17 protein-coding genes and 1 pseudogene are annotated in these 17,869 nt (G+C 58.2%); 14 read left to right on the top strand and 4 right to left on the bottom strand.

Annotated elements, in window-relative coordinates; genetic code table 11:
* The first annotated feature begins 218 nt into the window (after positions 1-218).
* The 11 genes from NYE85_RS01330 to NYE85_RS01280 all read left to right on the top strand — a co-directional run bounded on the left by NYE85_RS01330 (position 219) and on the right by NYE85_RS01280 (position 10,638).
* Positions 219-851, top strand: coding sequence for a fumarylacetoacetate hydrolase family protein (locus tag NYE85_RS01330; protein WP_259002533.1), 633 nt, complete (start codon positions 219-221; stop codon positions 849-851).
* The gene (locus NYE85_RS01325; protein WP_259002532.1) at positions 848-1,612 is read left to right on the top strand and encodes a fumarylacetoacetate hydrolase family protein; all 765 of its coding nucleotides are present in this window, start codon (positions 848-850) and stop codon (positions 1,610-1,612) included. Before NYE85_RS01330 ends, NYE85_RS01325 begins: the two co-directional genes overlap by 4 nt.
* Positions 1,609-3,063: a 5-carboxymethyl-2-hydroxymuconate semialdehyde dehydrogenase gene (hpaE, locus tag NYE85_RS01320; protein WP_259002531.1), complete on the top strand. Its 1,455-nt coding sequence runs from the start codon at positions 1,609-1,611 to the stop codon at positions 3,061-3,063. The genes NYE85_RS01325 and hpaE overlap by 4 nt, the downstream gene beginning before the upstream one ends.
* 91 nt (positions 3,064-3,154) lie before the next feature.
* Positions 3,155-4,012, top strand: coding sequence for a 3,4-dihydroxyphenylacetate 2,3-dioxygenase (gene hpaD, locus NYE85_RS01315; protein WP_259002530.1), 858 nt, complete (start codon positions 3,155-3,157; stop codon positions 4,010-4,012).
* A gap of 8 nt (positions 4,013-4,020) precedes the next feature.
* Positions 4,021-4,407 carry a 5-carboxymethyl-2-hydroxymuconate Delta-isomerase gene (locus NYE85_RS01310; protein ID WP_259002529.1) on the top strand — a complete coding sequence of 129 codons (387 nt, stop codon included), beginning with the start codon at positions 4,021-4,023 and terminating at the stop codon, positions 4,405-4,407.
* 14 nt (positions 4,408-4,421) lie between these two features.
* Positions 4,422-5,225: a 2-oxo-hept-4-ene-1,7-dioate hydratase gene (gene hpaH / locus NYE85_RS01305; RefSeq protein WP_259002528.1), complete on the top strand. Its 804-nt coding sequence runs from the start codon at positions 4,422-4,424 to the stop codon at positions 5,223-5,225.
* 26 nt (positions 5,226-5,251) lie between these two features.
* The gene (gene hpaI, locus NYE85_RS01300) at positions 5,252-6,046 is read left to right on the top strand and encodes a 4-hydroxy-2-oxoheptanedioate aldolase (RefSeq protein WP_259002527.1); all 795 of its coding nucleotides are present in this window, start codon (positions 5,252-5,254) and stop codon (positions 6,044-6,046) included.
* Between the two features lies 1 nt (position 6,047).
* Positions 6,048-7,418, top strand: a complete 1,371-nt coding sequence (gene hpaX, locus NYE85_RS01295; protein WP_259002526.1) for a 4-hydroxyphenylacetate permease — start codon at positions 6,048-6,050, stop codon at positions 7,416-7,418.
* Between the two features lie 27 nt (positions 7,419-7,445).
* Positions 7,446-8,327, top strand: coding sequence for a 4-hydroxyphenylacetate catabolism regulatory protein HpaA (gene hpaA, locus NYE85_RS01290; protein ID WP_259002525.1), 882 nt, complete (start codon positions 7,446-7,448; stop codon positions 8,325-8,327).
* Between the two features lie 213 nt (positions 8,328-8,540).
* Positions 8,541-10,103, top strand: coding sequence for a 4-hydroxyphenylacetate 3-monooxygenase, oxygenase component (hpaB, locus tag NYE85_RS01285; protein WP_259002524.1), 1,563 nt, complete (start codon positions 8,541-8,543; stop codon positions 10,101-10,103).
* Positions 10,104-10,122: 19 nt separating this feature from the next.
* Positions 10,123-10,638 (top strand): 4-hydroxyphenylacetate 3-monooxygenase reductase subunit, encoded by a 516-nt coding sequence (locus tag NYE85_RS01280; RefSeq protein ID WP_259002523.1) that lies wholly within the window; start codon positions 10,123-10,125, stop codon positions 10,636-10,638.
* A gap of 38 nt (positions 10,639-10,676) precedes the next feature.
* Here NYE85_RS01280 and ampH read toward each other — a convergent pair whose 3' ends face one another.
* The 4 genes and pseudogenes from ampH to NYE85_RS01260 form a co-directional block, all read right to left on the bottom strand.
* Positions 10,677-11,819: a D-alanyl-D-alanine-carboxypeptidase/endopeptidase AmpH gene (gene ampH, locus NYE85_RS01275; protein ID WP_259002522.1), complete on the bottom strand. Its 1,143-nt coding sequence runs from the start codon at positions 11,817-11,819 to the stop codon at positions 10,677-10,679.
* A gap of 269 nt (positions 11,820-12,088) precedes the next feature.
* Positions 12,089-12,499 carry a hydroxyisourate hydrolase gene (uraH, locus tag NYE85_RS01270; protein ID WP_259002790.1) on the bottom strand — a complete coding sequence of 137 codons (411 nt, stop codon included), beginning with the start codon at positions 12,497-12,499 and terminating at the stop codon, positions 12,089-12,091.
* A gap of 52 nt (positions 12,500-12,551) precedes the next feature.
* Positions 12,552-12,955: pseudogene (locus tag NYE85_RS01265) on the bottom strand (heme-binding protein).
* 985 nt (positions 12,956-13,940) lie between these two features.
* Positions 13,941-14,699, bottom strand: a complete 759-nt coding sequence (locus NYE85_RS01260; protein ID WP_259002521.1) for a FadR/GntR family transcriptional regulator — start codon at positions 14,697-14,699, stop codon at positions 13,941-13,943.
* Positions 14,700-14,934: 235 nt separating this feature from the next.
* Between NYE85_RS01260 and NYE85_RS01255 the strand changes: the two genes are divergently transcribed.
* The 3 genes from NYE85_RS01255 to NYE85_RS01245 are packed head-to-tail and all read left to right on the top strand — an operon-like array spanning position 14,935 to position 17,863.
* Positions 14,935-15,675 carry an SDR family oxidoreductase gene (locus NYE85_RS01255; RefSeq protein WP_259002520.1) on the top strand — a complete coding sequence of 247 codons (741 nt, stop codon included), beginning with the start codon at positions 14,935-14,937 and terminating at the stop codon, positions 15,673-15,675.
* 53 nt (positions 15,676-15,728) lie between these two features.
* On the top strand, positions 15,729-16,583 hold the full coding sequence (locus NYE85_RS01250) for a fumarylacetoacetate hydrolase family protein (protein ID WP_259002519.1): 855 nt from the start codon (positions 15,729-15,731) through the stop codon (positions 16,581-16,583).
* 2 nt (positions 16,584-16,585) lie between these two features.
* Entirely contained in the window at positions 16,586-17,863 is a 1,278-nt protein-coding gene (locus NYE85_RS01245; protein ID WP_259002518.1) for an L-fuconate dehydratase, read from the top strand.
* Positions 17,864-17,869: the final 6 nt, after the last annotated feature.

Raw genomic sequence — 17,869 nt, 5'->3', positions numbered from 1 at the left:
GTAACGAAGGAAGCAAAAAAACAATTTTCGGTGAAAAAAAATGCAAGTTAACCGCAATTCGCTGATTAATATTATGAATATTTCAAATATGTAAATTTTTTGTTATCACGATCACAAATTAAATTTCCCGCATTGCACAAACCCTGAACAGCGGATAAAAGTATTCGTTAATATATTAATGAATGGCCGTTGTCACGACCGACCCCCAAGGAGTCTGCATGAAAGGAACCGTTTTTGCGGTTGCGCTCAATCACCGCAGCCAGCTCGACGCCTGGCATCAGGCGTTTCGCGAACCGCCGTATAAAACCCCGCCGAAAACGCCGGTGTGGTTTATCAAACCGCGCAACACCTTCCTCGCCAATGGCGGCGTCATCCCGTTGCCGCAGGGTGAAGCCGTTTACAGCGGCGCTACGTTGGCGATGGTGATCGGTGACGTGGCGCGTAAGGTGCCGGTACAACAGGCGGCTGATTACATTGCCGGCTATGCGCTGGCCAATGACGTCAGCCTGGCGGAAGACAGCTTCTATCGTCCGGCGATCAAAGCCAAATGTCGCGACGGCTTTTGTCCGCTGGGGGATATCGGCCCGCTGGCGGCGCTTGATGATGTGCAGATTGTCACCGAAATCAACGGCGTGGAACAGGACCGCTGGTCTAGCGCCGATTTGCTGCGTTCGCCTGCCGAGCTGCTCGCCGCCATCAGCGAATTCATCACCTTGCAGCCTGGCGATGCGCTGCTGCTCGGCACGCCGCAGCGGCGGGTTGAAATCAGGCCGGGTGACCAGCTAACGCTGCGCGCCGCCGGGCTGCCGCCGCTGACTAACCGTGTGGTGCAAGGAGGAAGCCAACCATGAGACACGCCCGTATTCGCCACCATGGCCAGACGCTGAACGTAACCGTTGACCCGCAGCTGCGCGTAACGCTGCCGAACGGCCAGATCCTTGAAGAGACCGAGGTCGAATGGCTGCCGCCATCGCAGGGTACGGTGTTCGCGCTGGGTCTGAACTACGCCGATCACGCCAGCGAACTGGAGTTCAAGGCACCGGAAGAGCCGCTGGTGTTCCTCAAGGCACCGAACACGCTGATCGGCCACCGTCAGGTGTCGGTGCGCCCGGCCGGGGTGGAATACATGCATTATGAAGCCGAGCTGGTGGCGGTTGTCGGCAAAACTGCGCGCAACGTCAGTCGTGAACGGGCGATGGAGTATGTTGCCGGCTACACCCTGTGCAATGACTACGCCATTCGCGACTATCTGGAAAATTACTACCGTCCGAATCTGCGGGTGAAAAGTCGCGACGGGTTGACGCCGATTGGCCCGTATATCGTCGATCGTGACGATATTGACGATCCGCACAATTTATCACTCAGCACTTATATCAACGGCGAGCTGCGCCAGCGCGGTACCACCGCCGACATGATTTTCGACATTCCTTTCCTTGTCAGCTATCTGAGCGCGTTTATGACGCTGCAACCGGGCGACATGATCGCCACCGGGACGCCGAAGGGGCTGGCCGACGTGCAGCCGGGGGATGAAGTGGTGGTGGAGATCGAAGGCATTGGTCGTTTGGTCAACCACATCATCAGTGAAAGAAATTATCAGGAGAGCCTGGGATGAAAACCATCAACCATTGGATTAACGGCAAGAACGTTGCCAGCAAAGAATACTTCACCACCAGCAATCCGGCCAACGGCGAGGTGCTGGCGGAGGTCGCTTCCGGTGGACAGGCGGAAATCGAACTGGCGGTGGCCGCCGCCAAACAGGCGTTTCCGAAATGGGCCAACACGCCGATGAAGGAACGTGCGCGCCTGATGCGGCGTCTGGGCGAGCTGATTGACCAGAACGTGCCGCAGATTGCCGAAATGGAAACTGCCGACACCGGTTTGCCGATCCATCAGACCAGGAATGTGCTGATCCCGCGCGCTTCGCACAACTTTGAATTCTTTGCCGAAATTTGTCAGCAGATGAATGGTCGCACCTACCCGGTGGACGACAAGATGCTCAACTATACGCTGGTGCAGCCGGTCGGCGTCTGTGCGCTGGTGTCGCCGTGGAACGTCCCCTTTATGACCGCCACCTGGAAAACGGCGCCGTGCCTGGCGCTGGGCAATACCGCGGTGCTGAAAATGTCCGAACTGTCGCCGCTGAGCGCCGATCGGCTGGGTGAACTGGCGCTGGAAGCCGGCATTCCGGCCGGGGTGTTGAACGTGGTGCAGGGCTACGGCGCCAGCGCCGGCGACGCGCTGGTGCGCCACGCCGACGTGCGTGCGGTGTCCTTTACCGGCGGCACCGCTACCGGTCGCCGCATCATGCAAAATGCCGGCCTGAAAAAGTATTCGATGGAGCTGGGCGGCAAGTCGCCGGTACTGGTGTTCGAGGATGCCGACATTGAGCGCGCGTTGGACGCCGCGCTGTTCACCATTTTCTCGATCAATGGCGAACGCTGCACCGCCGGGTCGCGCATTTTCATTCAGCAGAGTATTTATCCGCAGTTCGTCGAGCGTTTCGCCGAGCGCGCCAATCGCCTGCGGGTTGGCGATCCGACCGATCCGCACACTCAGGTGGGCGCATTGATCAGTCAGCAGCATTGGGAAAAGGTCTCCGGCTATATCCGGCTGGGAATGGAAGAGGGTGCCACCCTGCTGGCTGGCGGCCCGGAAAAACCGCAGGGGCTGGAGCACGGCAACTTCCTGCGGCCGACGGTGCTGGCAGACGTCGATAACCGCATGCGCGTGGCGCAGGAGGAGATCTTCGGCCCGGTGGCCTGCCTGCTGCCGTTCAAGAGCGAAGAGGACGGGCTGCGCATGGCCAACGACGTAGAGTACGGTCTGGCGTCCTATATCTGGACCCAGGACGTGAGCAAGGTGATGCGTCTGGCGCGCAGCATCGAAGCCGGCATGGTATTCGTCAATACCCAGAACGTGCGCGATCTGCGCCAGCCGTTTGGCGGGGTGAAAGCCTCTGGCACCGGGCGTGAAGGGGGCGAGTACAGCTTCGAGGTATTTGCCGAAATGAAGAACGTCTGTATTTCCATGGGGGATCACCCGATCCCGCGCTGGGGCGTATAACCGGTTGTTTTTATATTAAAAACAAAATACACCCCGGGGTTGTCGGATTGCGGACAGGCGGCGATGCGAAGGATGCGGGGGAGGAGGACCTATGGGTAAGTTAGCGTTGGCAGCAAAGATTACACACGTCCCATCAATGTACCTGTCCGAACTGCCGGGCAAAAATCACGGTTGCCGCCAGGCGGCGATCGACGGCCATCGGGAAATCAGCGCCCGCTGCCGTGAAATGGGCGTTGATACCATTATCGTGTTCGATACGCACTGGCTGGTGAACAGCGCCTATCACATCAATTGCAGCGCGCATTTTCAGGGCGTTTACACCAGCAACGAACTGCCGCACTTCATTCGCGACATGAGCTATGAATATGACGGCAATCCGCAGCTCGGACAGCTGATCGCCGACGAGGCCTGCAAGCTCGGGGTACGCGCCAAGGCGCATGATATCCCGAGCCTCAAGCTGGAGTACGGCACGCTGGTGCCGATGCGTTATATGAACGCCGATCGGCACTTCAAGGTGGTGTCGATTTCCGCCTTCTGTACGGTGCACGACTTTGCCGACAGCCGCCGTCTGGGCGAAGCGATCGGGAGCGCGATTGAACAATACGACGGCACCGTAGCGGTGTTGGCCAGCGGCTCGCTGTCGCATCGCTTTATCGACGATCAACGTGCCGAACAGGGGATGAACAGCTACACCCGCCAGTTCGATCGGCAAATGGACCAACGGGTGGTGAAACTGTGGGAAGAAGGGCGTTTTCGCGAGTTTTGCGAAATGCTGCCCGAATACGCCGACTACTGCTATGGCGAAGGCAATATGCACGACACCGTGATGCTGTTGGGCCTGCTTGGCTGGGATAACTATGACGGCAAGGTAGAGTTTATCACCCCGCTGTTCGCCAGTTCCGGCACCGGGCAGGTTAATGCCGTTTTTCCTCTGCCCGCCGACGCTTGAGGTGCCGCATGCCACATTTTTACGCTGAATGTACTGACAATATCCGCGCAGAGGCTGATTTACCTGGGCTGTTCGCCAAGGTCAACCAGGCATTGGCCGATACCGGTATTTTCCCGCTGGCCGGGGTGCGCAGCCGCGCCATCTGGCTGGATACCTGGCAGATGGCCGACGGCCAGCATGACTACGCCTTTGTACACATGACGTTGAAAATCGGCCACGGTCGCAGCCTGGACAGCCGACAACAGGTGGGCGAGATGCTGTTCGACCTGATCGGGCAGCATTTCGCCGCGCTGATGGCCAGCCGCTATCTGGCGCTGTCGTTCACCATTGAAGAACTGGATCCGCTGCTGAATTACAAGCAGAACAACGTACACGCGCTATTGCGTAACGAGTGAGCAAGGGGCCGTAAATGCTGGATAAAGACGTTTTGAGCCGTGCCGTACAACGCCTGCATCAGGCGGAACAAAATCGGGAGCAGATCCGCGCACTGTCGCTGGATCACCCAGAGATGACGCTCGAGGACGCCTATGCCATTCAACGGCAATGGGTAGCGCTGAAGATCGCCGAAGGGCGGCAGTTGAAGGGGCACAAGATTGGCCTGACGTCACGTGCCATGCAGGTCAGTTCGCAAATCAGCGAGCCGGACTACGGCGCGTTGCTGGACGATATGTTCTTTAACGACGGCGGTGACATCCCCCTTGATCGCTTTATCGTGCCGCGCGTCGAAGTGGAGCTGGCGTTCGTGCTGGCCAAACCGCTGCGCGGGCCGAACTGCACGCTGTTCGACGTCTACAACGCCACCGACTATGTCATCCCGGCGCTGGAGATCATTGACGCACGCAGCCATAACGTCGATCCGCAAACCCAGCGACCGCGCAAAGTGTTCGACACCATCTCCGACAACGCGGCCAACGCCGGCGTGGTGCTGGGCGGGCGGCCGATCAGACCGGACGCCCTGGATCTACGCTGGATATCGGCACTGCTGTATCGCAACGGGGTGATCGAGGAGTCTGGGGTTGCGGCTGCGGTGCTCAACCACCCGGCCAACGGCGTTGCCTGGCTGGCGAACAAACTGTTCCCGCATGACGTGGAACTGGAGGCCGGGCAGATCATCCTCGGCGGATCGTTTACCCGGCCGGTAGCGGCGCGGCGCGGCGACACCTTCCACGTGGATTATGGCCAGATGGGTTGTATCAGCTGCCGCTTTGTCTAACGCCGGCAGTCAACAAGGAGAACATCATGTTAACCAATGCCTTCAAGCAGGCGATGCAGCAAAAACGCCCACAGATCGGTCTGTGGCTAGGGCTGTGCAGCAGTTACAGCGCGGAACTGCTCGCCGGGGCCGGATTTGACTGGTTGCTGATCGACGGCGAACACGCCCCCAACAACGTGCAGACGGTACTCGGCCAGTTGCAGGCGGTGGCACCGTATCCGGTGCAGCCGGTGGTGCGCCCGCCGTGGAACGATCCGGTGGTGATCAAGCAACTGCTGGACATCGGCGCGCAAACCCTGCTGATCCCGATGATCCAAAATGCCGAACAGGCGCGGGACGCGGTGCGTGCTACCCGCTACCCACCGCAGGGCATACGGGGCGTGGGCAGTGCGCTGGCGCGCGCGTCGCGCTGGAACCGGGTGCCGAACTACCTGCAGGCCGCCGACGCGCAGATGTGCGTGCTGGTGCAGATAGAAACCCGCGAAGCGGTGAAAAACCTGGATGAAATTTTACAGGTGGACGGCGTGGATGGGGTTTTCATTGGCCCGGCCGATCTCAGCGCCGATATGGGCTTTGCTGGCAATCCGCAGCATCCGCAGGTGCAGCGCACCATTGACGACGCCATTGCGCGCATTTGCGCCGCCGGCAAAGCGCCGGGCATCCTGATGGCGCAGCCCGATCTGGCGCAGCACTATCTGGAATCCGGCGCGCTGTTTGTCGCCGTTGGGGTCGATACCACGTTGCTGGCGCGCGCAGCCGAAGCATTGGCCGGCCGTTTCAAGCCGGGTAACTCGCCGACGCAACCTTCCGGGGTCTACTGATATGAACCACGTCGATTCGATCGCGCCGGCCAATCCGGCGCAGCAACATAAAGCGTTAACCGCCGCCGAGCAATCGGTGATTAAAAAGTTGTTTCGGCGCCTGATCGTGTTCTTGTTTGTACTGTTTGTTTTCTCGTTCCTCGACCGCATCAACATCGGCTTTGCCGGTCTGACCATGGGCAAGGATCTTGGGCTTAGTTCGACCATGTTCGGCTTGGCGGCCACGCTGTTTTACGTGACTTACGTGATTTTCGGTATCCCCAGCAACATGATGCTGAGCATCGTTGGTGCGCGCCGCTGGATAGCCACCATCATGGTGTTGTGGGGCATCGCCTCCACCTGCACGCTGTTCGCCACCGGGCCGACCAGTCTGTACGTGCTGCGCATGATCGTCGGCATCACCGAAGCCGGTTTTCTGCCAGGCATTCTGGTGTACCTCACTTACTGGTTCCCGGCGTTTTACCGCGCCCGCGCCAACGCGCTGTTCATGATCGCCATGCCGGTGACCATGGCGATCGGTTCGCTGGTTTCAGGCTACATCCTGGCGCTGGACGGTGTGCTGGATCTGAAAGGCTGGCAGTGGCTGTTCCTGCTGGAAGGCATCCCGTCGGTGATCCTCGGCGTGGCGGTGTGGTTCTACCTCGACGATACGCCGGCGAAGGCCAAATGGCTGACGGACGAGGAAAAAACCAGCCTGCAGGCGATGATGGCCGCCGACCGGCTGACGCTGGTGCAACCGGAAGGGCCACGCAGCCACCAGGCATTGCAGCAGCGCAGCCTGTGGCGTGAAATCTTCACGCCGATCGTGCTGGCGTATACGCTGGCATATTTCTGCCTGACCAATACCCTCAGTGCGATCAATATCTGGACGCCGCAGATCCTGCAAAGTTTTAACCAGAGTAGCAGCAATATCACCATCGGCATTTTGGCGGCGATCCCGCAGATCTGTACCATCGCCGGCATGGTGTGGTGGAGCAAACGATCGGATCGACTACAGGAGCGCAAACACCATACCGCATTGCCCTATCTGTTTGCCGCCGCCGGCTGGCTGCTGGCGTCGGCCACCGATCACAGCCTGATCCAGCTGTTTGGCATCATCATGGCGTCGGTCGGCTCGTTTACCGCGATGGCGATCTTCTGGACCACCCCCGATCGGTCGATCAGCCTGGAAGCGCGTGCGATAGGGATCGCGGTGATCAATGCCACCGGCAATATCGGATCGGCGGTCAGCCCGCTGTTGATCGGCTGGCTCAAGGATCTCACCGGCAGCTTCAACGCCGGGCTGTATTTCGTGGCGGCGCTGCTGGTGATCGGCGCGCTGTTGGTATGGCGGATCCCGATGAAGGCGTCGCGCCCACGCGCAACGGCATAGTCACCGGTAAACCAGAGGAGTCAACAGGTGCAGAAAAGTACCGGCTTTATCGCCAACATCGATATTTGCAAGGAGTACGATGCGCGCTACGCCGCAGATGAGGTGCATTACGAAACCTTTGCCGGACTGGCGGCGTTTTTTGGCCGCGATATGCAGGTGCACTGGCATGACAGTTTTTTTCAGGTGCATTTTCTGGAAACCGGCAAAATCGAGCTGCAGCTGGACGATCAGCATTATTCAGTGCAGGCGCCGCTGTTCATTCTGACGCCACCGTCGGTACCGCATGCCTTTTTCACCGAACCCGACAGCGACGGACACGTGCTGACGGTGCGCCAGGAACTGATCTGGCCACTGCTGGAGCGACTGTATCCCGGCAGTAATCTGGCGCTGGATATGCCAGGTATCTGCCTGTCATTGGCCGCTGTGCCGCAAGAACTGACGGCGCTCAGCCATTATTGGGCGCTGATCCGTCGCGAGTTTGCCGGCAACCTGGCCGCTCGCGGGTCAACGCTGGCATTGCTGGCGCAGGCGGTGTTCACGCTGTTGCTGCGCAATACCGATCTGGAGGATTCTGCCACCACCGGCGTGCGTGGCGAGCTGAAAATATTCCAGCGCTTCAACAAAATGGTGGATGAGCGCTTTCGCGAACACTTGCCGGTGCCGGAATATGCACAGGCGCTGGGGGTGACGGAGTCGCGGCTCAACGATTTGTGTCGGCGATTTGCCAACCGCTCACCCAAGCGGCTGATCTTTGACCGGATCTTGCGCGAAGCGAAGCGGCTGCTATTGTTCGGTGCCTGCACGGTGCATGAAACCGCCTACGATCTGGGATTCAAGGATCCGGCCTATTTCGCACGATTTTTCAATCGATTGGAAGGCTGCTCGCCATCGAGTTACCGCTCGCGTTAAAGCAGGCCGTCGCCGACAGCGCGGCGGCCATAGCGTACCTGTGTCACAGTTTGCCGCTCTGGCGGCGATCCTCACCGAAAAGTACCGGCGATTGCCGCAAAAGTCTCTTCTCGAAACCGCACTCGGCAGCTTCAATTAAGCAACCAAATAAAAACATTATTTTAACAATGACCGAGCCAACGGTCTTAAACTGCCGATTACGAGGAAGATGCAATGAAACCAGAAGATTTCCGTGCTGATGCCAAGCGCCCATTTACCGGAGCCGAATACCTGAAAAGCCTGCAAGATGGCCGCGAAATTTACATCTACGGCCAGCGGGTAAAGGACGTCACCACGCACCCTGCCTTTCGCAACGCGGCGGCGTCCGTCGGCCAGCTGTATGACGCACTGCACGCGCCGGCCAGCCACGATCGCCTGTGCTGGGGCACCGACACCGGCAACGGCGGTTATACCCATAAATTCTTTCGCTATGCCCGTAGCCCACAGGAGATGCGCCAACAGCGTGATGCCATCGCCGACTGGTCGCGCCAAAGCTACGGCTGGATGGGGCGAACGCCGGACTATAAAGCCGCTTTTGGCAGCGCATTAGGCGCAAATCCTGAATTTTATGGTCAGTTTGCCGACAATGCGCGCCACTGGTATCAGCGTATTCAGGAAACCGGCCTGTACTTTAACCACGCCATCGTCAATCCGCCGATCGACCGTCACAAGCCGGTCAACGAGGTGAAGGACGTGTTCATCAAGGTGGAAAAAGAAACCGACGCCGGCATTGTGGTCAGCGGTGCCAAGGTGGTTGCGACCAACTCGGCCCTGACCCACTACAACTTTATTGGCTTCGGTTCGGCGCAGGTAATGGGCGATAACCCGGACTTCGCGCTGATGTTCGTTGCGCCGATGGATGCCGAAGGGGTCAAGCTTATCTCACGTGCATCATACGAGTTGGTGGCTGGCGCTACCGGATCGCCGTTCGATTATCCACTCAGCAGCCGCTTCGACGAGAACGATGCGATCCTGGTGATGGATCATGTACTGATCCCGTGGGAAAACGTGCTGATCTATCGCGACTTCGATCGCTGCCGCCGCTGGAGTACCGAAGGCGGCTTTGCGCGCCTGTTCCCATTGCAGGCCTGTGTACGTTTGGCGGTGAAGATGGATTTTATCACTGCGTTGCTGCAAAAAAGCCTCGGTTGCACCGGGGTACTGGAGTTCCGTGGCGTGCAGGCCGATCTGGGCGAAGTGGTGGCCTGGCGCAACCTGTTCTGGTCGCTGAGCGATGCGATGTGTGCCGAAGCCACCGAGTGGCAAAACGGCGCCTATCTGCCGGATTCGGCCGCGCTGCAAACCTATCGCGTGATGGCGCCGATGGCCTATACCAAAGTGAAGCACATCATCGAAAAGAACGTCACCAGCGGACTGATCTACCTGCCTTCCAGCGTGCGCGACATGGACAATCCGGCGATCGACAAGTATCTGGCGCAGTACGTGCGCGGCTCGAACGGCATGGATCACGTTGAGCGCATCAAGATCCTCAAGCTGATGTGGGATGCCATCGGCAGTGAGTTCGGTGGCCGTCACGAACTGTATGAGATCAACTATGCCGGTAGCCAGGACGAGATCCGCCTGCAGTGTCTGCGTCACGCGCAAACTTCCGGCAGCATGGATCAGATGATGCAAATGGTCGATCGCTGCCTGTCTGATTACGATAGACACGGCTGGACGGTGCCGCATCTGCATAACAACGGCGATATCAATCAGTTAGACAACCTGTTGAAATAGTTTGGTCTTGGAGGTGTGTATGTCTCAGGAAAATGAACACCGGCTGCGTTTTCGCGATGCGATGGCCAGCCTGTCGGCGGCGGTGAATATCGTCACCACCGACGGCCCGGCGGGGCGCTGCGGCATTACCGCTACTGCGGTCTGTTCGGTAACCGATAGCCCGCCGACGCTGATGGTGTGTATCAACCGCAACAGCGCGATGAACCCGGTATTTCAAGAGAACGGCAAGCTGTGCGTCAATGTGCTTAACCACCAGCAGGAGCTGATGGCGCGCCACTTTGCCGGCATGACCGGTGTCAGCATGGAAGAGCGCTTCCGCCAGGAGGTGTGGCATCAGGGGCCGCTTGGCCAGCCACTGCTGTGCAATACTCTCGCCAGCCTGGAAGGGGAGATCGCGCAAATCCAGAGCATCGGCACCCATCAGGTCTATTTGGTGGAGATCAAACAGATCGTGCTGAGCGACAGTGGCCACGGTCTGATCTACTTCAAGCGCAACTTCCACCCGGTAAAGCATGAAATGGCGGCGCTGGCGTGACAGACAACCGGCGCGAGAGCGCGCCGGTTGCTGCGTTACTACCCTTTGTTGGCCACCAGATCGCTGACCAGCCGGTTGACCGGATCGCTCATATTGGTGAATTTACTCAATTCGGAACGGGTAACCACTACGAAAACGCCGACATTGTGCTGTGGTGACATGGCCATATAGGTGATGAAACCGCCGCCGCCGCCGGTCTTCTGGATAATGCCCGGCAGTCCGTCCTTAGGTGCCATATACACCCAGCCTAATCCCAATGCATCCGCCTGACCCGGTACGTCCATGCCTTTCAGCGATACCAGATCGCGGCGCTGGAAGTACATGGTCTGCTCGTTGGCAGCGGTGGGCTTGCGCGGCCCAAACGCCTGTGAGGACAGGAATTGCTGCATCCAGCGCTGCATATCGCGCGGAGTGGAATAGACACCGCCGCTGCCGGCGGCGGCAGTGGTATCACGGCAGGCGCTCGGCCCGGCGGCGGCGACCATCAGACGTGAGCACTGTTCGGCGCTCGGCGTCAGCGTGGTATCGACCATTCCCAGCGGTCCGGTGATTTTTTCTTTCAATAATGCGTTGTATGACTTGCCCGCCGCGCGTGACAGCGCGTCGGCCAGTAAATCGTACGCCAGATTGGAATAGGCGGCATGTACCCCCGGCGGCACGGTGATTTTGGCATGTTCCAGCCATTGCCAGCGTTGCGCCTTGGTCGGCCAGACGAACACCGGTGTTTTCGGCGGTTTCTTGCCCGGTTGCTCACGCGGTAAGCCACTGGTGTGCGTCGCCAGATTCAACAGGGTGATTGGCTGGCGCGCATTATAGCTCGGCACATAGGCACCGCGTGGCGCGTATTTACGCAGTGGGTCGGTCAGTTTGACCTGGCCTTGCGCCGCCATTTTTACCATCACTTCGCTGGTCATCAGCTTGGTGATGGAGGCGATGCGGATCAGTGAGTCCGGGCGTGGGCGCAGGTTATTGCCGGGTTTGGTATCGCCAAAGCTGCGGTTAACCACCTGATTGCCGTCGATCACCACCAGCGCCATGCCGGTCGCACCGCTGTTGTAGAATATATGCTCGGCATATTGATCGACGATCTGTGAAGTCAGTTGCGGCGTTGCGGCGTAGGCAGCCAGCGGCGCGCCGCACAGGCCCAGCACCAGCAGGGAAACAGAGAGAATGTTCTTCAACGATCGTTATCCATATTAAAAGGCGACAGGGTGGGAAATCAGCCTTTCAGTGTAATGCCATATTACCCCGTTGGCATTTGAAAAATGGCAAGATATGGCACTTTATTACGCCGTCGGAAGACCCGTGATAGGGGCTGTACTACCCGCGGGTTATTGGCGTAGTGCCTGGGGAAAGAGAAAGTGAATGGCAGAAAAGGAGAAGCGAACCGGCCCGTTGTCACCAGATCGGTTGACTTCTCCCTGGCGCGCTCACGGGGTTGCGCAATAAATCAATTCCCGCGATAGCTGGAGAAGCCATAGGGGCTAAGCAGCAGCGGAATATGGTAGTGAGGCACAGAACCGTCGGCTTTGAAAATCACCGGAACCTCAGGGAAAAAGGTCGCGGTATTATGCTTGTCAAACCATTCGCCGGTTTTGAAGGTAACGCGATAGTTACCCTTTTCAATGGCGTTATCGGCCGGGTAAAGCGCGGTAATACGGCCTTGTTTGTTGGTCACGCCATCGCTGAGATGCACCCATTTATTGCCTTCCTGCTTTTCCAGCATGACGCTCACGCCGGCGGAGGGCAGGCCGTCTTGCAGATTAAGTACATGCACGCTCAGCGGGTTGGTCGCGGCAAAGGCCGTGGCGTTGAGCGCGGCGTTGAGCAACAGCCCGGTAAATAGCATTTTTGTTTTCATCATGTTCTCTCCTTATTGATAATCAACGGCTTGCTGTAGTGACTAAAAAATATTATTCACCGGCGGGCAGAACCTGTTTGATCGCCTGTAAGGCACAGGCCTCGTCGGAGGCCGCGCCGCCAGAGCCGCCGACACCGATCGCACCAATCACCTTATCGCCGATTTTTACCGGGACACCGCCACCGATCGGCAGCAGGCTATCGACAGTGGTCAAGTTCGCTGATTCAGGCTGACTTCTGGCGTTTTCGGCGAGTTGCCGGGACGGGGTTTTGGTTGAAAGGGCGGTGAACGCTTTTTGCGGGCGGCTTCGGTATTATGTGGGCCGACATTATCGTCACGTTGCAGTGCCAACAGGTTACCACCGCGGTCGATGACGGTAACCACGGCTGAACGGCCTTGCCCATGGCAACTGGACAGGGTGGCCTCCACTAATGCATTTGCCAGGGCCAGCGACATATTATTTTGTTTGATGGGGGCAACGGCAAATGCATTACCGGAAACGGCAAACAGCAGGCCTGCCAAAGGGAAATAAATTCTATGCATAAGCATGGTAAATATCCTTTTTCATGTTCCGTGGTAAGTGAAAGCGATATTATCCGTTGAGTATGAACAGCAACATGTCACGACCGTGACAATTTTGTAATGTTATTTAAGTGCAAGGTGAGTTAAGTAGTGATTTATATGATTGGAATGAAGAAACCCCATGACTTAGTTGTTTTTTAATTTTCCGTTGTGAAATAAAACCGCCTGGATGCGGCAATGCTGACGTTAATGTTTAGTGGCCAGGATAGCGCTGAACGGCGCATCTTGGTGACCAAGATATCGCACGTTCTGACGCCGTTAGCATCGGTGATACCCAGTTTTCCGACGGTCTGGCGCAGCACGGATTAAGATTTGGGTAACAGGCAGGGGAAGGTTTTCATTGATAAAGCGCACCGATTTACCCCCTTATAAAAAAACGTCTAATGGGAATATCAATGCGTTTTTATGATCACATTACAGTCGCTGAGGGGGAGTGCCGAAAAATAATTATTGAAACAGCCTCGATAGGCTTAAAGCCACCGCGGTGTCAGGCGATTAAAGATAATATCCATAGCGCAATGGGGAAGCCGGTAATTGAGGTTAATATATTTCATCGTATATTACCGCCGTCGCAGACCGGTATTTAGCCGTGCAATGCCTCCGAATTACCATCAACAGGAGTCAGACATTGACGTCATTGATGCCATTAGTGCGGTAACGGCCACCACTACGGCAAAACGTTAACCCGCCGAGCACGCGATACCGAGGGCTGGCATTGCCCAGCCATGGCTGCTGTAGTGATTAATCTCCGCGCCTCGGCAGAGTGAATCGGTTGATTAAGCGCCGTTGCGCTGGCTGGGCATCGGTCTGTCCGACCAGCGCATGCCGCCGGATCGCGGTGTAACGGCGCGCGGCAGGGTTATTGTGCCCGGGTAAAGATGGCAATCACTTCATCCAGATGTGTTTTCATCGCCTTACGCGCCGCTCGAACGTCGCGGGCTTCAATGGCGGCGAGGATCGCCCGGTGTTCCTGCTCGGAACGGTGTGGCATGTCCTCCGGGGTATAGTGATGCTGCAACACGCGAAACATGCTGCCATAGCGGTGGCCGAGCAGGTGGGCGATGATAAACGCATAGGCCGGGTTGCCGCTGGCCTGCGCGATGCGAATGTGAAACAGCCGATCGCCGGGGTGGGTGGCGGAAGCGGCCCGATTATCCCGACAGTTTTGTTCATACGCGGCGCGAATACCCGCCAACTCTTCATCGGTGGCGTGTCGGGCCGCCAGCGCAGCGGTTTCCGGTTCGATCAGCAAACGGGTTTGCAGCAGCGAAAATGGCGGCAGCTCGGCGTTAAAGTCCAGTTCGATGTTCAGCTCGTCGTCGATGTCGGCCCACTGATTGCGTCCGGCCTGGGTCATCACCGGTTCCTGTGAGGTAATGGCCGGTGACAGTCCCTTGACGATCACCCCATTACCCACCTTCACGTCGACCAAACCAATCACTTCCAGGGCGATTAATGCCTCACGCACCGAGGCGCGGCTGACCTGTAACTGCTGAGCCAGATCGCGTTCCGACGGCAGGCGACTACCGGGCGGGAATTCGTTGTTTTCGATCAGGCGTTTCAGCTGGTCGGCTATCTGTCTGTAAATACGAGGATTTTCCAGTCGGGTAATCGGCATTTTTTACCTTCGGCACGTTAGCGTTAAGTGATTCAGCGCACAAAAACTGCTCAAGCTGCTTGAGTATTCGTTAATCAGGTGTAAAAACTTGGTTAATTGAAATGCTGTTTTACATCTTTTTTATTCACATCTTCTTCAAACCATAACGCTTAAAACGTCTTTTGTCATGTGAAAGGTCTGACCTTTAACCGCCCTTAGTGGCCTGACCATTAGACCTTTTGACCAAGGAGTTGCAATGGATTTAACCGGAAAACGTGTGCTGATCACCGCCGCCGGGCAGGGGATCGGTTTCAGCACTGCCAGGCTGTTTGCCGAGGCCGGCGCTGAGGTGATTGCCAGCGATATCAATATCGCCTCGTTACAGGGAATCAGCGGTATTACGCCGCTGCAACTGGATGTCACCGATGGCGACGCCATCGCCGCCGCGGCGGAAACCGTCGGTCGTCTGGACGTGCTGTTCAACTGTGCGGGCGTAGTGCACAGCGGGTCGATCCTGGAATGCAGCGAAGCGCAATGGCAGTTCGCGCTCGATCTGAACGTAACCGCGATGTTCCGCACGATCCGCGCCTTTTTGCCCGCCATGCTGACGCAGCAGAAAGGTTCGATCATCAACATGTCCTCGGTGGCCTCCAGCGTCAAAGGCGTACCGAACCGTTTTGCCTACAGCGCTACCAAGGCGGCGGTGATTGGCCTGACGCGCTCGGTGGCGGCGGACTACGTTACCCGGGGCATACGCTGCAACGCCATCTGTCCGGGCACGGTAGAGTCACCGTCGCTGCGTCAGCGCATTGCCGAACAGGCGCGGGAACAGGGCCGCAGTGAAGAAGACGTCTACCAGGCGTTTGCTGCACGCCAGCCGATTGGCCGCATCGGTCAGACCGGCGAGATTGCGCAACTGGCGCTGTATCTGGCCTCAGACGCCAGTTCCTACACCACCGGCACCGTGCAGATTATCGACGGCGGCTGGAGCAACTGATTGGCCACGGCTTGCGGGTCGGGCGGAAATTTATCGTTGAGATTGAGGAAATTATGAAACTGTTACGTTATGGAGAGGTAGGGCAGGAACGACCGGGAGTATTGGATCCTCAGGGGCGAATCCGCGATCTTTCACGCCATATTGCCGACGTTGGCGGCGTGGCGCTGTTGCCGGACAGCATCGCCGCACTGCAGCGGCTGGATATCGACAGCCTGCCGTTGGTGGAGGGGCAGCCGCGGATCGGCGCCTGCGTCGGCGGCATCGGCAAGTTTATCTGCATTGGGCTTAATTATGCCGATCACGCGGCGGAAACCGGCGCGGCCATCCCTGCGGAACCCGTGGTGTTCAACAAGTGGACCAGCGCGGTGGTGGGGCCGAATGACGACGTGGAAATCCCGCGCGGTTCGCAAAAAACCGACTGGGAAGTAGAGCTGGGCGTGGTGATCGGCAAGGGTGGACGCTACATCGCCGAACAGGACGCCATGCAGCACGTGGCCGGCTACTGTGTGATCAACGACGTGTCCGAACGTGAATTCCAGATTGAACGCGGCGGCACCTGGGACAAGGGCAAGGGCTGCGACACCTTTGGCCCGACCGGCCCATGGCTGGTAACCGCCGACGAAATTGTCGATCCGCACCAGCTCAACCTGTGGCTCGAGGTAGACGGCAAGCGCTATCAGGACGGCAATACCAGCACCATGATTTTTACCATTCCGCACATCATCAGCTACCTGAGCCGTTTTATGAGCTTGCAGCCGGGGGATGTGATTTCCACCGGCACCCCTCCGGGGGTGGGCATGGGGCAAAAACCGCAGCCAATCTATCTCAAGCCCGGCCAGGTGATGCGGCTGGGCATCGAGGGATTGGGTGAACAACAACAGCAAACGGTTCAGGTGCAGGAGAATTGACCATGACCACCATTACCGCGCTGCGGGTTGAAGATATCCGCTTCCCGACCTCGCTGGGGCTGGATGGCTCCGACGCCATGAACCCGGATCCGGATTACTCGGCAGCCTATGTGATCCTGGAAACCGATCGCGCCGATCTCAACGGTCACGGGCTGACGTTTACCATTGGCCGCGGCAACGAAATCTGCTGCGCGGCGATCCGTGCGCTGGAGCACCAGATTGTCGGCCAGCAGTTGGCGACCATCACCGCCGATATGGGGGCGTTCTGGCGCCAGTTCACCAGCGACAGTCAGTTGCGCTGGATCGGGCCGGACAAGGGGGCGATCCACCTGGCCACCGGCGCGGTGATCAATGCGCTGTGGGATCTGTGGGCCAAGGCGGAAGGCAAGCCGCTATGGCAACTGGTGGCGGACATGACGCCAGAGGAGCTGGTGCGCTGCATTGATTTTCGCTACATCACCGACTGCATTACGCCGCAGGAGGCGTTGACGCTGCTGAAAAATCGGGCGGCAGGCCAGGCGCAGCGGCGCGAGCAACTGCTGGAACACGGTTATCCCTGCTACACCACCTCGGCCGGCTGGCTGGGCTATCCGGACGACAAGCTGCGCCGGCTGTGCCAGCAGGCGGTCGATGCCGGTTTTTCCTACCTCAAGCTGAAAGTGGGTCGCGATCTGGAGGACGACATTCGCCGGGTGCGCATCGCGCGCGAGGTGATCGGACCGGATCGTCAGTTGATGATCGACGCCAACCAGGTCTGGGAGGTTGATGAAGCGATCCCGTGGGTGAAGCATCTGGCCTTTGCCAAGCCGTGGTTTATCGAAGAGCCCACCAGTCCCGACGACGTGGAAGGGCACCGGCGCATCCGCGAGGGAGTGCATCCGGTGAAGGTGGCTAGCGGTGAAATGTGCCAGAACCGCATCATGTTCAAGCAGTTCATCATGCGCGGCGCGATTGACGTGGTGCAGATCGATGCCTGCCGGCTTGGTGGGGTTAACGAGGTGTTGGCGGTGATGCTGATGGCGGCCAAGTACAACCTGCCGGTATGCCCGCACGCCGGTGGCGTCGGGCTGTGCGAATACGTTCAGCATCTGTCGATGATCGATTTTCTGTGCATTGCCGGCAGCCATGAAGGGCGGGTGATCGAATACGTCGATCACCTGCATCAGCATTTCCTGTACCCGTGCGAGATACGCGGCGCGGCCTATATGCCACCGCGTGCGCCGGGCTATTCGATTGAAATGCGACCGGAATCGATCGAGCAATACCGCTTTCGCGGTTAGGGGGAG

Source organism: Serratia sp. AKBS12, assembly GCF_024793895.1.
Taxonomy (GTDB): domain Bacteria; phylum Pseudomonadota; class Gammaproteobacteria; order Enterobacterales; family Enterobacteriaceae; genus Serratia_F.
Note: the sequence above shows the minus strand (reverse complement) of the source record. Positions and strands in the feature narration are given on the sequence as shown.